The sequence below is a fragment of the Mycobacterium parascrofulaceum ATCC BAA-614 genome, from assembly GCF_000164135.1.
Lineage (GTDB): Bacteria > Actinomycetota > Actinomycetes > Mycobacteriales > Mycobacteriaceae > Mycobacterium > Mycobacterium parascrofulaceum.
Map to the genome: position 1 here is coordinate 1,284,707 of NZ_GG770553.1, position 12,414 is coordinate 1,297,120.

Consider the following 12,414-nt stretch of genomic DNA (forward strand, 5'->3'; position numbering starts at 1 on the left):
CTTCGCAGGCCGCCGTGACGGATTCGTCGTCGCCGCCGGCCGACACGCCCACCCAGCGCACGCCGCCGGGGCCGGGTCCGCCCGATGCCGCCGCGGGGACGTCGCGCACCAGCACACGTTCGGTGTATTGCGCGTCGCGCCCGGGCGGCAGCGCCCGCAGGCGGTCCGGAACGCACAGCCGCCCCGCCAGGCCGCGCCGCTGGTACCAGGCCGCGATCGCGGGGACGGCGCCGGGATTGGCCGAAACATCCAGCGGCACAGCGACATTCACTCCATTTCCCGCGCGCAGCAGCCAGCCCTGAAGCCAGGCCTCTTCGGCGCCGGGCGACGCGGCGGCGGCCGCCCGCTCGAGCGCGCGGATATCGGAGGTGCGCACCGGAGCGTCGGTCAGCACCCGCAGCGCGACCACGTCGTCGGGGCGGACCTCGACGACCGCGCCCGACTTGGTCCGGACCCGCACGACCGGGTCGACCGCCAGCAGGTGTCCCACCGCATCGGTCAGCGGCGGGACCGAGCCTTCCGGGCGCCGGTAGCGAAGCGTCACCCGGGTGCCCGGGTCCGGCCACGAGAACATCAGTGGCCGAAGGGGTCCGGTCCCTCACCGGGCAGCCACGACAGGCCGGGCACGCCCCAGCCGTGCGACTTGACGGCGCGCTTGGCGCTGCGGGCGTGGCGGCCGATCAGGCGGTCCAGGTACAGGAAGCCGTCCAGGTGCCCGGTCTCGTGCTGCAGCATGCGCGCGAACAGGCCGCTGCCCTCGATCTCGACCGGCTTGCCGTCGGCGTCCAGGCCGGTGACCCGCGCCCAGGTGGCGCGGCCGGTCGGGAACGACTCGCCGGGGACCGACAGGCAGCCCTCGTCGTCGTTGTCCGGATCCGGCATGGTCTCCGGAATCTGGGAGGTTTCCAGCACCGGGTTGACCACCACGCCGCGGCGCCGGTCGGTCCGGCCGCGGTCGTCGGCGCAGTCGTAGACGAAGACCCGCAACCCGACACCGATCTGGTTGGCGGCCAGGCCGACTCCGTGCGCGGCGTCCATGGTGTCGTACATGTCGGCGATCAACGCCGCCAGGTCCGCCGGCAGCGAACCGTCGGCGCCGACGGGCACCGGCTGCGTCGGGGTGTGCAAGACCGGATCGCCGACGATCCGGATCGGTACGACTGCCATGGTCGGCTAAGCTACCGCACGCCCGGGCGGGTCGGAGCCGGCGATCTTCCGCGGGCAATCTGAGCCAATCGGCCGACTCGCGGGTCTGGATGACGGCTTGAGGGTTTGCGCCGTGGTTCAATATTCGCCGAAACACGCCCTCAGGTAAGTCAAGTCATCAGAGCAGCCGAGAATTCGCCGGAAGGGTCCAGGGGAAGCTATATGGACAGCGCCATGGCGCGGGCAAATCGATCGGGGGACGATGCCGAGATCGCAGATGGCCTCACCCGCCGCGAACACGACATCCTCGCCTTCGAACGTCAGTGGTGGAAATTCGCGGGCGTAAAAGAAGAAGCAATCAAAGAGCTGTTCTCCATGTCGGCGACGCGCTACTACCAGGTGCTCAACGCCCTCGTCGACCGGCCCGAGGCCCTGGCCGCCGACCCGATGCTGGTGAAGCGGTTGCGGCGGCTGCGCGCCAGCCGCCAGAAGGCGCGGGCGGCGCGGCGCCTCGGCTTCGAGGTGACCTGACTCGCTACAGTGGGCTCGATGAAAGAGCGAGTCCCCGACTCCACGGGGCTTCCCCTACGGGCGATGGTGATGGTGCTGTTGTTCCTGGGGGTCATTTTCCTGCTGCTCGGCTGGCAGGCGCTGGGGTCGTCCGGCAGCTCCGATGACGACTCGGCGTCGGCCGCCTCCCCGGCGACCACCACCAGCGCGTCGGCCACGCCGACGAGCACCAAGCCCGCCGCGAACCAGGCCGAGGTGCAGGTCTACAACATCTCCTCCAAAGAGGGCGTGGCCGCCAAGACCAAGGACCAGCTGACGTCCGCCGGTTTCAAGGTCACCAAGGTCGACAACCTGACCGTGCCGGAGGTGTCGGCGACGACGGTGTACTACACCGACGCCGACGACGAGCACGCGACCGCCGACGCGGTGGGCAAGAACCTGGGCGCCCCGGTCGAACCCCGCATCCCCGCGCTGGCCGGCCAGCCGCCCGGGGTCATCGTCCTCGTTACGGGCTGACCCGGCAGCGGCTAGGCTTCCGCTATGCCTCAGCTCGCTGGTCACCGCACTGCCGCCGTCACCGTTTCCGCGCTTTCCGCCGCCGCCTGCGTCGCCGTGCTGGGCGCGTGTTCGTCGCCCCAGCACGCCTCGTCCTCGCCGGGCACCACGCCGGCGGTGTGGACCGGTTCGCCGGCGCCGGCGGAGGCCGGCACCCCGGAGGGCGGGCCCGTCGCCGCCCCGTCGGGCCCGAGCGTCGTCACCCACCTGAAGGCGCCCGACGGCACCCAGGTCGCGACCGCCACGTTCCAGTTCAACAACGGCTACGCCACCGTCACCATCGAGACGACCGCCAACGGGGTGCTGACGCCCGGCTTCCACGGGGTGCACATCCACAAGGTCGGCAAGTGCGAGCCCAACTCGGTCGCCCCGACCGGCGGCGCGCCGGGCGACTTTCTTTCCGCCGGGGGGCACTTCCAGGCGCCCGGGCACGCCGCCGAGCCCGCCAGCGGCGACCTGACCTCGCTGCAGGTGCGCAAGGACGGGTCCGGGATGCTGATGACCACCACGGACGCGTTCGCCATGGACGACCTGATGACCGGCGAGAAGACCGCGATCATCATCCACGCCGGCGCCGACAACTTCGCCAACATCCCGCCGGAGCGCTACAGCCAGAGCAACGGAACGCCGGGCCCCGACCAGACGACGATGAGCACGGGCGACGCCGGCAAGCGGGTGGCATGCGGTGTGATCGGTGCCGGCTAACAGGCATAACGCGCGCATCGATTTCGCCCGTTCGCCGCGGCCGACCCTCGGCGTCGAGTGGGAGTTCGCGCTCGTGGACGCGCGGACCCGCGACCTGAGCAACGAGGCCACGGCGGTGATCGCCGAGATCGGCGAAAACCCGCGCGTGCACAAGGAATTGCTGCGCAACACGGTCGAGGTCGTCAGCGGTGTCTGCAGATCCGCCGGGGAGGCGATGGAGGATCTGCGGGAGACCCTGGGCCCCACGCACCGGATCGTCCGCGACCGGGGCATGGAGCTGTTCAGCGCCGGCGCCCACCCGTTCGCGCAGTGGTCCACCCAGAAGCTCACCGACGCGCCGCGGTACGCCGAACTGATCAAGCGCACCCAGTGGTGGGGGCGGCAGATGCTGATCTGGGGCGTGCACGTGCACGTCGGGATCTCCTCGGCGCACAAGGTGATGCCGATCATGACGTCGTTGTTGAAGTACTACCCGCACCTGTTGGCGCTGTCGGCGTCGTCGCCGTGGTGGACCGGCGTGGACACCGGCTACGCCAGCAACCGCGCGATGATGTTCCAGCAGCTGCCCACCGCCGGCCTGCCGTTCCAATTCCAGACCTGGGCGGAGTTCGAGGGGTTCGTCTACGACCAGAAGAAGACCGGGATCATCGACCATGTCGACGAAGTCCGTTGGGACATCCGGCCTTCGCCGCACCTGGGCACCATCGAAGTGCGGGTCTGCGACGGCGTGTCCAACCTGCGCGAGCTGGGCGCGCTGGTGGCCCTGACGCATTGCCTGGTGGTCGACCTGGACCGCCGGCTGGAGGCCGACGAGACGTTGCCGACCATGCCGCCCTGGCACAACCAGGAGAACAAGTGGCGCGCCGCCCGCTATGGGCTGGACGCGATCATCATCCAGGACGCCGACAGCAACGAGCGCCTCGTCACCGAGGACCTCGACGACGTGCTGAACCGGCTCGAGCCCGTCGCCAAATCGCTGGACTGCGTCGACGAGCTGGCCGCGGTGGCCGACATCCCCCGCCGCGGCGCCTCGTACCAGCGGCAGCGCCGGGTCGCCGAGGAACACGACGGCGACCTGCGGGCCGTCGTCGACGCGCTGGTGGGCGAGCTGGAGATCTGATGGAGCTGGCGATGTTTCCGCTGGAGTCGGTGCTGCTGCCCGACCAGGACCTGCCGCTGCGGATCTTCGAGCCCCGCTACGCCGCGCTGGTGCGGCACTGCCTGGACACCGGCGATCCGTTCGGCGTGGTGCTGATCTCGCGGGGACGCGAGGTCGGCGGCGGCGACTCCCGTTGCGAGGTGGGCGTTTCGGCCACCATCACCGAATGCGTCGAGCACGGCGCGGGCCGGTACTCGATCCTCTGCCGGACCGGGGAGCGGATCCGGGTGTCGGCGTGGCTGCCCGACGACCCCTACCCGCGGGCGACCGTGACCCCGTGGCCCGACGAGCCGGGCGAGCCGGTCACCGCGGCCCAGCTGCTCGACGTCGAGGACCGGGCGATGGCCCTGTTCGCGCGGATCGCCGACGCGCGGGGCGTGCCGCTGCCCGACCGCGCGGCGCTGCTGGGCGAGGACCCGGCCGGTGATCCCGGACGACGCCTGTACGAGCTGGCCGCGCGCATCCCGATCGGCACGGCCGACCGGTACACGGTGCTCTCGGCGCCGTCGGCCGGCGAGCGCGTGGCGGCGCTGCGCGAGGCCGTCGACGCGGTCGCCGAGGTGGTGGAGTTCCAGCTCTCCGAATAGGACTGTCCGACAGGGGATCAGATGAAGGTACAGCTGCAGGTCGACGGATCGCCGGTGCGCGCGGCGGCCAGCGCCGCCGAGATCGCGGCGACGGGCGCCGACGGCCTGTTCACCTTCGAGGGCCAGCACGACGTGTTCTTCCCGCTGCTCCTCGCGGCCGGCACGACCGGGCTCGACCTGATGACCAACGTGGCGATCGCCCCGCCGCGCAGTCCGCTGCACCTGGCCCACGCCGCCTACGACCTGCAGCTCTACAGCGGCGGCCGGTTCCGGCTGGGCCTGGGCTCGCAGGTGAAGGCCCACATCGAAAAGCGTTACGGCAGTAGGTGGGAGAGCCCGGCGGCGCTGATGGCCGAAACCGTGGGCGCGATCAAGGCGATCTTCGCGGCCTGGGAAGGGCAGCGCCGCCTGGACTTTCGCGGCGAGTTCTTCACCCACACCATCATGGCGCCCAACTTCAACCCGGGCCCCAACCCGTTCGGGCCGCCGCCGGTGCTGCTGGGCGCGCTGGGTCCGGTGATGACGCGTACGGCCGCGGAGGTGGCCGACGGCCTGCTGGTGATGCCGTTCAACAGCGCCCGCCACTTCGCCGAGCGGACCGTCCCCGCGATCGCCGAGGGGCTGCGCCGCGCGGGGCGGACGGCCGGCGGTTTCCAGATCATCGCCCAGGCCATGGTCGCCGTCGGCCGCGACGACGCCGACCTGGCCGCCGCGATCGACGGTGTGGCGGCGCTGATTTCGTTCTACGGGTCGACGCCGGCGTACCGGCCCGTCCTCGAGGCCGAGGGGTGGGCCGACGTCCAGCCCGAGCTCAACGCGCTGTCCAAACAGGGCCGGTTCGCCGAGATGCGCCGCCTGATCGGCGACGAGGTGGTGGCCCGGATCGGGATCGTCGGCACCCCCGAGGAATGCGCGCGGCAGATCGCCGACCGGTTCGCCGGACACGCCGGCGAAGTGTGCTGCTACTTCCCGGGTTACACGCCGGCCGCCGCGGACCTCGCCGACCTGATCGGCGCCCTGCATCGCGCCCCGGCGCTGCGATGAGCCCGGATCTGACGGTCGACGTCGAAAAGGGCGTGGCGGTGCTCACGCTGAACCGGCCCGAGCGGCTCAACGCCTACACCGCCGAGATGGGCGCGCTGCTGAGCCGGGCGTACGCCGACTGCGACGGCGACGACGACGTCCGGGCCATCGTCGTGACCGGCGCGGGCCGCGCCTTCTGCGCCGGGGCCGACTTCTCCGGCGGCACAAGCCCGTTCGACGCCCCCGGCGACGAATTCTCCGCGTCGCCGATCACCCCGGCCGCCTTCGAGTTGCGCAAGCCGGTGATCGCCGCCGTCAACGGCCACGCGATCGGCATCGGCCTGACCATCGCGCTGCAGGCCGACCTGCGCATCGTCGCCGACGACGCGAAATACGGTGTGGTGCAGGTCCGCCGGGGGGCGATCCCCGACTGCATGGCGCACTGGACGCTGGCCCGGCTGACCACGCTGGGCGTGGCGGCGGACATGCTGCTCACCGGGCGAACGTTCGACGGGGCCGAGGCCGCGCGGCTCGGCCTCGCCAACCGGGCACTGCCCGCCGACCGGGTGCTCGACCACGCGGTCGGGGTGGCCCGCGACATCGCGGTCAACGTGGCGCCGTTGTCGGCGGCCCTGAGCAAGCGGCTGCTGTGGGACACCGCGATCAACGGCTACACCCCGCGCCAGGTGGCCGCGCTGGAAACGCGGCTGCACCGACGCGTGATGGGCAGCGCCGACGCGCGCGAAGGGGTCGCCGCGTTCGTGGAGCGGCGGCCGCCGTCGTTCACGTCGCGGCTGTCCCGAGACTGGACGCCGCTGCCCGAGCCGTGAGCATCCAGCGTGCGCCGGCGCACTCGAGGGTGCGCCCAGGGCGGGGATCCGCCGAAAACACCGCCCCACGCTCACCCGCGAATGCGTGGCGGCACCCCGGAATTCACCTGCTGTCGCAACACGTTTCGGAGAGTTCCCACCACCGGGCCGCGCGCGCCGCGTCGCGGGCGTAGGGCGCCGGTTCGCCGACCCGGCAGTCTTCGAGATACAAACCGCCCAGGCCGGCGAGCTCCGGGCCGACCGCCGCCCACACCTGGGTGGCCGCGCCGCGGTCGGCCGCGACGACGTCCAGGGGCCCGCCGGCCAACTCGCGCAGCCGCGCGAAGTCGGCCCGGGACATGTGCCGGGCCAGCGAGGTGCCGACGGTGCCGGGATGGACGGCGTGGGCGCGGATTCCCGCGTCGCGCAGGCGGCGGTCGGCCTCCACGGCGTGCAGGATGTTCGCCGTTTTCGAGGCGCCGTAGGCGACGAACTTGTCGTAATCGCGCCGCTCCCAGTGCGGATCGTCGAAGTCGACGTCGCCCAGGGCGTGACCGCCCGACGACAGGTTCACGATCCGGGCCGCGCCGGCGGCGGCGAGCTGCGGGACGAGCAGCCGGGTGAGTTCGAAATGGCCGAAATGGTTGGTGCCCATCTGCATCTCGAAGCCGTCGCGCGTCCTGCCGAACGGCGTGAACATCACGCCGGCGTTGTTCATCAGCACGTCGACGGCCGGGGCGATGTCGCCGATCGCGCGAGCCGCCGCCCGCACGCTCGGCAGCGCCGTGAGGTCGAGCTCGACGGTCGAGGTGCGCGCACCCGGCACCCCGGCGGCGATCCACCCGGCCGTCTCGGCCAGGGCCGCGGGGTCGCGGGCGGCCAGGACGACGTGGGCGCCCGCGGCGGCCAGCGCCCGGGCCGACTCGCGCCCCAGCCCGGAGGACGCGCCCGTGACCACGCACGCCTTGCCGGACAGGTCGATTCCGTCGACGACGTCGCGCGCGGTCCGGTGTTCGGTCATGCCGCTATAGGCTGCCACAGCGCGGTGCGGGCCATCAGGCGTGGCGCCACGGCCCGATGCAGCGGGCCGACGACGGCCCAGACCGTGCGCGCGGTGAGCCTGTGGCGGTAGTGCACGCGGGTGGTGAGGCTGGCGCGCCGGTCCTCGCGGCGCCGCAGCGTCAGCTCGCCGCGCATCAGCGGCCCGCTCGCGGTCAGCACGAGTTCGTCGCGATCCGAGCGGGCGATCGTCCAGCCGATGAGGTGATCGGGCGACGAAGGCGGGCCGAGGTCGAACCTCAGGACGTGGCGGTGGATCCACGGGACGACACCACCGCCGGGTCCATCCCGCAGGGCGTCGCGGAACGTCTCCTCGGCGGTGCGCGAATCACCTTGGGGGAGCGGCACTTCGAAGACGTCGGTGTAGTCGGCCAGCTCGGCGGCGCGCGCGATGCGGTTCAGCGTCCACCGGACCACGACCCGGTGCCCGCCGGTGCCGATCACGAGCGCGCGGTAGGCCTTGCCGTGCACGCCCGGGAAGGCCGCCCAGGTCGCCGCGCGCAGCCGGGTGCGGCCACCCGGCTCCTCCTCCAGCTCGAACACCCACCGGTACACCGCGAAGGGGTGCCGGCCCCGCAGCGCGAACCGGGCCGGCGCCCGCGCCTCGTCCAGGGTGAAGCCGGCCGGCACGGTCGCCGGGTCGCGCGGGTCCCGGCACAGCACCCGCACCAGCGCGGACCACGTGTCCGCGCGCCCGGCGTCGACGGTTATGGCATCCTCATCGATATAGGGTAATCGTTCCATATAGAAGGACCATACTAGATCGTGGCACCTCCGCGGAAGCACGAAACCGATGTGATCCTCGACGCCGCGCGGGCGCTGGTGCTCGCCGGCGGACCGCGCGCGGCCAGCGTCGCGGCCATCGCCAAGGCCAGCGGCGCGCCCGCCGGCACCCTCTATCACCGGTTCGGCAACCGGGACGGCATCCTGACCGCGGCGTGGCTGCGGGCGCTCGAACGCTTCCAGACGCGCGCCCTGGCCGCGGGCGGCGAGACGCCCACGGACACCGCCGTGGCGATGGCGGTGTCCGCCGTCGGCTTCGCGCGCGAGCTGCCCGACGATGCCCGGCTGCTGCTGACGATCCGGCCCGGCGACCTGCTCGACGACGAGCCCGACGCCGCGTTCCGGGAAACGCTGGCCGCCATGAACGCGCCGCTGACCGAGCGGATCGCGGTGCTGGCGCGCCGGCTGTACGGGGACGACAAGCCGCGGTCCGTCGACGCGGTCGCGCGGGCGGTGGCGGACCTGCCCTACGCGGTGGTGCGCCGGCACGCCCACGACGACCCGATGCCCGCCTGGCTGGAGGACGACGTCGCGGCGTCCGCGCTGGCCGTGCTACGGAGCTTTGGCGAAGGCCCGTAGCGCCTCCACCTGCGCCGGATCCAATGAGGGGCGCACGACTTGGCGCGCCGCCGCGATGTCGGCGGCCGTCACGTCGGTGGCGTCGATGGAGCGCCGCATCGCGGTCAGCGCCGCCTCCCGCAGCAACGCCACGCAGTCGGCGGCGCTGTAGCCGTCCAGCCCGGCGGCCACCTCGTCGAGGTCGACGTCGGCGCTGAGCGGAACGGATTTGCCGGCGGTGCGCAGGATTTCGCGGCGCGCGGCGGCGTCGGGCGGTTCGACGAACACCCTGCGCTCCAGCCGGCCCGGGCGCAGCAGCGCCGGGTCGATCAGGTCCGGCCGGTTGGTGGCGCCCAGCACGACGACGTCGCGCAGCGGGTTGACGCCGTCGAGCTCGGTGAGCAGCGCGGCCACCACCCGGTCGCTCACGCCCGAGTCGAAGCTCTGCCCGCGCCGCGGCGCCAGCGCGTCGATCTCGTCGAGGAACACCAGCGACGGCGCGGAGTCGCGGGCACGCCGAAACAGTTCGCGGACGGCCTTTTCCGAGCTGCCCACCCACTTGTCCATCAGCTCGGAACCCTTGACGGCGTGCACCGACAGCTGCCCGGTGCTGGCCAGCGCGCGCACCACGAAGGTCTTGCCGCAGCCCGGCGGCCCGTACAGCAGCACCCCGCGCGGCGGTTCGACGCCCAGCCGCGCGAAGGTGTCGGGATGCTGCAGCGGCCACAGCACGGCCTCGGTAAGCGCCTGCCTGGCCTCGGCCATGTCGCCGACGTCGTCGAGGGTCACGTCGCCGACGGCCACCTCCTCGCCGGCCGAGCGGGACAGCGGCCGGATGACCGTCAGCGCGCCGAGCAGGTCCTCCTGGCTCAGCTCGGGCGGCCGGCCGTCGGTGCTGGCCCGCGACGCCGCCCGCAGCGCCCCCTCCCGCAGCAGCGCGGCCAGGTCGGCGACCACGAAACCCGGCGTGCGCGCGGCGATCTCATTCAGGTCAAGCGCGCCGGCGGGCACCGACTTGAGCAGCGACTCCAGCAGCGCCTTGCGGGTGCCCGCGTCGGGCAGCGGCAGGCTCAGCTCCCGGTCGCACAGGTCCGGCGCGCGCAGCCGGGCGTCGAGCTGGTCGGGCCGCGCGGAGGTGGCGATCAACGCGACGCCCTCGGTGGCCACCGCGGTGCGCAGCTCGCCCAGGATCAGGGCGGCCACCGGCTCGGGCGTGGCCGGCAGCAGCGCGTCGACGTCGGTAATCAGCAGCACGCCGCCGCCGTCGCGGACGGCCCGCACCGCCGTACCGACCGTCTTGAGCCGGTCGTCGGGCGCCAGCGCCCCCACCTCCGGGCCGTCCAGCCTGACCAGCCTGCGGCCGTCGCACACCGCGCGCACCAGCGTCACCTTGCCGACCCCGGCCGGGCCCGACACCAGCACGCCGAGGTTGGCGCCGGCGCCCAGCGTCTTGAGCAGGTGCGGCTCGTCGAGCGCGAGCTTGAGCCACTCGGCGAGCTTGGCCGCCTGCGGCTGCGAACCCTTCAGCTCCTCGACAACCGTCTCCGGGCTGGCGACATCGACGAACTCCTGCGACGGCAAGGCCCCGGACGGCACCGCGCTGCCCCAGGTCACCAGCGAGTTGGGCTGCACGCTGACCGGCCCGCGCGGGTCCACTCCGGTGACGGTGAGCAGCTCCGAGGTCCAGCTGATGCCGACCGACGCGGCCAGCGCGCGGGCGGCGGCCGACGTCGAGAACGGCGGGCCCAGGTCGCGGGGCAGCAGCGACACGGCGTCGCCGACGGTCAGCACCTTGCCCAGCAGCGCCTGCCGCAGCGTGACCGGCGAGATCGACTGGCTGGCCAGCGACGAGCCGGACAGCGTCACCGAGCGGGCGCCGTAGACGGTGACCGCCTCGATGATCACCGCGGTGCCCTCGCGCAGCCCGGCGTTGGACAACGTCACGTCGTCGAGCAGCACCGTGCCGACCGGGGTGTCCGGCCCGGCCAGGCCCGCCACCGCCGCGGTGGTCCGCGAACCCGTCAGCGCCACTGCGTCCCACTCCCGGATGCCCAGCGCGGCGACCGCGCTCGGATGCAACCGGACGACGCCGCGGCGCGAGTCGACGGCAGAGGTGTTCAACCGCGCGGTGAGCGTGAGCTGACGGGCCGCTTCGTCGCCCGGCCGGCTCATGGCAGGCGCCCGCCCGGTTTGCGCAGCCCGAGCCGCGCCATCGACCGGCGATGCGGCTGCGCCCGGCGGATCGCGCGCCGGGCGGCGCGCCGCTGCCGGGGTTCGTCGGCCCACGCCTCGGGGTGCGCGGCCAGCCAGCGCTGGTTGCGCACGGCGAACGGCACGTGGCACAGGTAGGCGACGATGATGACCCAGATCAACAGGTAGGGGGCCAGCACCGCCGCGGCCGCGCAGATCGCCAGCAGCGCCAGCAGCGGCGCGGCCCAGCTGGGCGGCACGGCCGCGGCGTGCATCTTGCGCATCGGGATCTTGCTGATCATCAGCATCGACGTCCCCGTGATCCAGACGCACAGGAACACCGTCGAGGTCCACCAGCCCTCGCCGAACTGCAGCTTGAGCCCCATCAGGCCGATCATCGAGATCGCGCCCGCCGGCGCCGGCATGCCGACGAAGAACTCGTGGGTGTACGCGGGCTGGCTGCCGTCCTCGAGCAGCGCGTTGTACCGCGCCAGCCGCAACACGACGCACACCGCGTAGAGCAGGATCACCACCCAGCCGGCCGGGGACCTGCCGAGCAGCGTCACGTAGAGCACGATCGCCGGCGTCACCCCGAAGTTCACCGCGTCGGCCAGCGAGTCGATCTCCGCGCCCATCCGCGACTGGGCGTCCAGGATCCGGGCCACCCGCCCGTCCAGCCCGTCCAGGATGGCGGCCGCCGCGATCAGCGCCATCGCCGCCTTGGGCTGGTGTTCGAGGGCGAACCGGATCGCGGTCAGCCCCGCGCAGATCGACAGCACGGTCATCGCGCTGGGCAGGATCTGCAGGTTCACCGACCGCCTGCCGCGCGGCTCGCTGATCATGGCAGCTCGGCCAGCGCGGTCTCGCCGGCGATCGCGCGCTGGCCCACCCGGACCAGCGGTTCGGCGCCGGCCGGCAGATAGGTGTCGAGCCGGGAACCGAACCGGATCAGGCCGTAGGTGTCGCCGATCGTCAGCTTGTCTCCGACCCGCGCGTCACAGATGATGCGCCGCGCCAGCAGGCCGGCCACCTGCACCGCCACCACGTCGGCGCCCGTGGGGGTGCGGATGCGCAGGCTGGTGCGCTCGTTCTCGGTGCTGGCGGCGGGCAGGTCGGCCGACCCGAACCGCCCGGGCCGGTGCTGCATGGCGATCACCTCACCGCTCACCGGCGCGCGCTGCACGTGGGCGTCCAGCAGCGAGAGGAAGATGCTGACCCGCGGCAGCGGCGCCTCGCCCATGCCGAGTTCGGCGGGCGGGGCGGCAGCGTCGATCACGCACACCACCCCGTCGGCCGGCGCGACGATCGCGCCGGGGCGGGTCGGCGGCAC

Annotated in this window: 15 protein-coding genes; 8 read left to right on the forward strand and 7 right to left on the reverse strand. The window is 73.0% G+C overall.

Features of this window, described 5'->3' with window-relative positions:
• Both HMPREF0591_RS32975 and HMPREF0591_RS06025 read right to left on the reverse strand, forming a co-directional pair.
• Positions 1 to 574, reverse strand: a 574-nt coding sequence (locus HMPREF0591_RS32975; RefSeq protein WP_007167556.1) for a GNAT family N-acetyltransferase, cg3035/Rv0428c family, incomplete at its 3' end; no start/stop codon positions are given.
• On the reverse strand, positions 574 to 1,167 hold the full coding sequence (locus HMPREF0591_RS06025; RefSeq protein ID WP_007167557.1) for a peptide deformylase: 594 nt from the start codon (positions 1,165 to 1,167) through the stop codon (positions 574 to 576). The genes HMPREF0591_RS06025 and HMPREF0591_RS32975, both read right to left, overlap by 1 nt.
• 201 nt (positions 1,168 to 1,368) lie before the next feature.
• On the opposite strand from HMPREF0591_RS06025, the gene HMPREF0591_RS06030 reads away from it, so the two are divergent.
• From HMPREF0591_RS06030 to HMPREF0591_RS06060, 7 genes are read left to right on the forward strand one after another with little or no spacing between them, the layout of a single operon-like run.
• Positions 1,369 to 1,677, forward strand: coding sequence for a nucleoid-associated protein NapA (locus tag HMPREF0591_RS06030; RefSeq protein ID WP_007167558.1), 309 nt, complete (start codon positions 1,369 to 1,371; stop codon positions 1,675 to 1,677).
• 18 nt (positions 1,678 to 1,695) lie between these two features.
• Complete coding sequence (locus tag HMPREF0591_RS06035) at positions 1,696 to 2,172, forward strand: LytR C-terminal domain-containing protein (RefSeq protein ID WP_040621236.1); 477 nt, start codon at positions 1,696 to 1,698, stop codon at positions 2,170 to 2,172.
• Positions 2,173 to 2,196: 24 nt separating this feature from the next.
• Positions 2,197 to 2,916: a superoxide dismutase[Cu-Zn] gene (gene sodC, locus HMPREF0591_RS06040; RefSeq protein WP_007167560.1), complete on the forward strand. Its 720-nt coding sequence runs from the start codon at positions 2,197 to 2,199 to the stop codon at positions 2,914 to 2,916.
• Positions 2,906 to 4,036 (forward strand): glutamate--cysteine ligase, encoded by a 1,131-nt coding sequence (locus HMPREF0591_RS06045; RefSeq protein WP_007167561.1) that lies wholly within the window; start codon positions 2,906 to 2,908, stop codon positions 4,034 to 4,036. The genes sodC and HMPREF0591_RS06045 overlap by 11 nt, the downstream gene beginning before the upstream one ends.
• Positions 4,036 to 4,662, forward strand: a complete 627-nt coding sequence (locus tag HMPREF0591_RS06050) for an LON peptidase substrate-binding domain-containing protein (protein ID WP_007167562.1) — start codon at positions 4,036 to 4,038, stop codon at positions 4,660 to 4,662. Before HMPREF0591_RS06045 ends, HMPREF0591_RS06050 begins: the two co-directional genes overlap by 1 nt.
• A gap of 21 nt (positions 4,663 to 4,683) precedes the next feature.
• Positions 4,684 to 5,706 carry a TIGR03617 family F420-dependent LLM class oxidoreductase gene (locus HMPREF0591_RS06055; RefSeq protein ID WP_007167563.1) on the forward strand — a complete coding sequence of 341 codons (1,023 nt, stop codon included), beginning with the start codon at positions 4,684 to 4,686 and terminating at the stop codon, positions 5,704 to 5,706.
• The gene (locus tag HMPREF0591_RS06060) at positions 5,703 to 6,515 is read left to right on the forward strand and encodes an enoyl-CoA hydratase/isomerase family protein (protein WP_007167564.1); all 813 of its coding nucleotides are present in this window, start codon (positions 5,703 to 5,705) and stop codon (positions 6,513 to 6,515) included. Before HMPREF0591_RS06055 ends, HMPREF0591_RS06060 begins: the two co-directional genes overlap by 4 nt.
• Before the next feature lie 103 nt (positions 6,516 to 6,618).
• Here the strand turns inward: HMPREF0591_RS06060 and HMPREF0591_RS06065 are convergent, their stop codons facing one another.
• Both HMPREF0591_RS06065 and HMPREF0591_RS06070 read right to left on the reverse strand, forming a co-directional pair.
• Positions 6,619 to 7,515, reverse strand: coding sequence for an SDR family NAD(P)-dependent oxidoreductase (locus HMPREF0591_RS06065; protein ID WP_040621237.1), 897 nt, complete (start codon positions 7,513 to 7,515; stop codon positions 6,619 to 6,621).
• Positions 7,512 to 8,297, reverse strand: a complete 786-nt coding sequence (locus HMPREF0591_RS06070) for a DUF2867 domain-containing protein (RefSeq protein WP_007167566.1) — start codon at positions 8,295 to 8,297, stop codon at positions 7,512 to 7,514. The genes HMPREF0591_RS06065 and HMPREF0591_RS06070 overlap by 4 nt, the downstream gene beginning before the upstream one ends.
• Before the next feature lie 21 nt (positions 8,298 to 8,318).
• Here HMPREF0591_RS06070 and HMPREF0591_RS06075 point away from each other — a divergent pair, with 21 nt between their 5' ends.
• The gene (locus HMPREF0591_RS06075) at positions 8,319 to 8,915 is read left to right on the forward strand and encodes a TetR/AcrR family transcriptional regulator (RefSeq protein WP_040621239.1); all 597 of its coding nucleotides are present in this window, start codon (positions 8,319 to 8,321) and stop codon (positions 8,913 to 8,915) included.
• Here the strand turns inward: HMPREF0591_RS06075 and HMPREF0591_RS06080 are convergent.
• The 3 genes from HMPREF0591_RS06080 to HMPREF0591_RS06090 all read right to left on the reverse strand — a co-directional run.
• Positions 8,889 to 11,066, reverse strand: a complete 2,178-nt coding sequence (locus HMPREF0591_RS06080; protein ID WP_007167568.1) for an AAA family ATPase — start codon at positions 11,064 to 11,066, stop codon at positions 8,889 to 8,891. The genes HMPREF0591_RS06075 and HMPREF0591_RS06080 overlap by 27 nt on opposite strands.
• Positions 11,063 to 11,926: a CDP-diacylglycerol--serine O-phosphatidyltransferase gene (gene pssA / locus HMPREF0591_RS06085; RefSeq protein WP_007167569.1), complete on the reverse strand. Its 864-nt coding sequence runs from the start codon at positions 11,924 to 11,926 to the stop codon at positions 11,063 to 11,065. The genes HMPREF0591_RS06080 and pssA overlap by 4 nt, the downstream gene beginning before the upstream one ends.
• Positions 11,923 to 12,414: phosphatidylserine decarboxylase (locus HMPREF0591_RS06090; protein WP_040621241.1), on the reverse strand; the 492-nt coding region annotated here is incomplete at its 5' end. The genes pssA and HMPREF0591_RS06090, both read right to left, overlap by 4 nt.

Coding starts and splice junctions, on each gene's coding strand:
- HMPREF0591_RS06025 (WP_007167557.1), bottom strand. CDS start 1,167: ATGGCAGTCGTACCGATCCGGATCGTCGGCGATCCGGTCTTGCACACC.
- HMPREF0591_RS06030 (WP_007167558.1), top strand. CDS start 1,369: ATGGACAGCGCCATGGCGCGGGCAAATCGATCGGGGGACGATGCCGAG.
- HMPREF0591_RS06035 (WP_040621236.1), top strand. CDS start 1,696: ATGAAAGAGCGAGTCCCCGACTCCACGGGGCTTCCCCTACGGGCGATG.
- sodC (WP_007167560.1), top strand. CDS start 2,197: ATGCCTCAGCTCGCTGGTCACCGCACTGCCGCCGTCACCGTTTCCGCG.
- HMPREF0591_RS06050 (WP_007167562.1), top strand. CDS start 4,036: ATGGAGCTGGCGATGTTTCCGCTGGAGTCGGTGCTGCTGCCCGACCAG.
- HMPREF0591_RS06055 (WP_007167563.1), top strand. CDS start 4,684: ATGAAGGTACAGCTGCAGGTCGACGGATCGCCGGTGCGCGCGGCGGCC.
- HMPREF0591_RS06060 (WP_007167564.1), top strand. CDS start 5,703: ATGAGCCCGGATCTGACGGTCGACGTCGAAAAGGGCGTGGCGGTGCTC.
- HMPREF0591_RS06065 (WP_040621237.1), bottom strand. CDS start 7,515: ATGACCGAACACCGGACCGCGCGCGACGTCGTCGACGGAATCGACCTG.
- HMPREF0591_RS06070 (WP_007167566.1), bottom strand. CDS start 8,297: ATGGAACGATTACCCTATATCGATGAGGATGCCATAACCGTCGACGCC.
- HMPREF0591_RS06080 (WP_007167568.1), bottom strand. CDS start 11,066: ATGAGCCGGCCGGGCGACGAAGCGGCCCGTCAGCTCACGCTCACCGCG.
- pssA (WP_007167569.1), bottom strand. CDS start 11,926: ATGATCAGCGAGCCGCGCGGCAGGCGGTCGGTGAACCTGCAGATCCTG.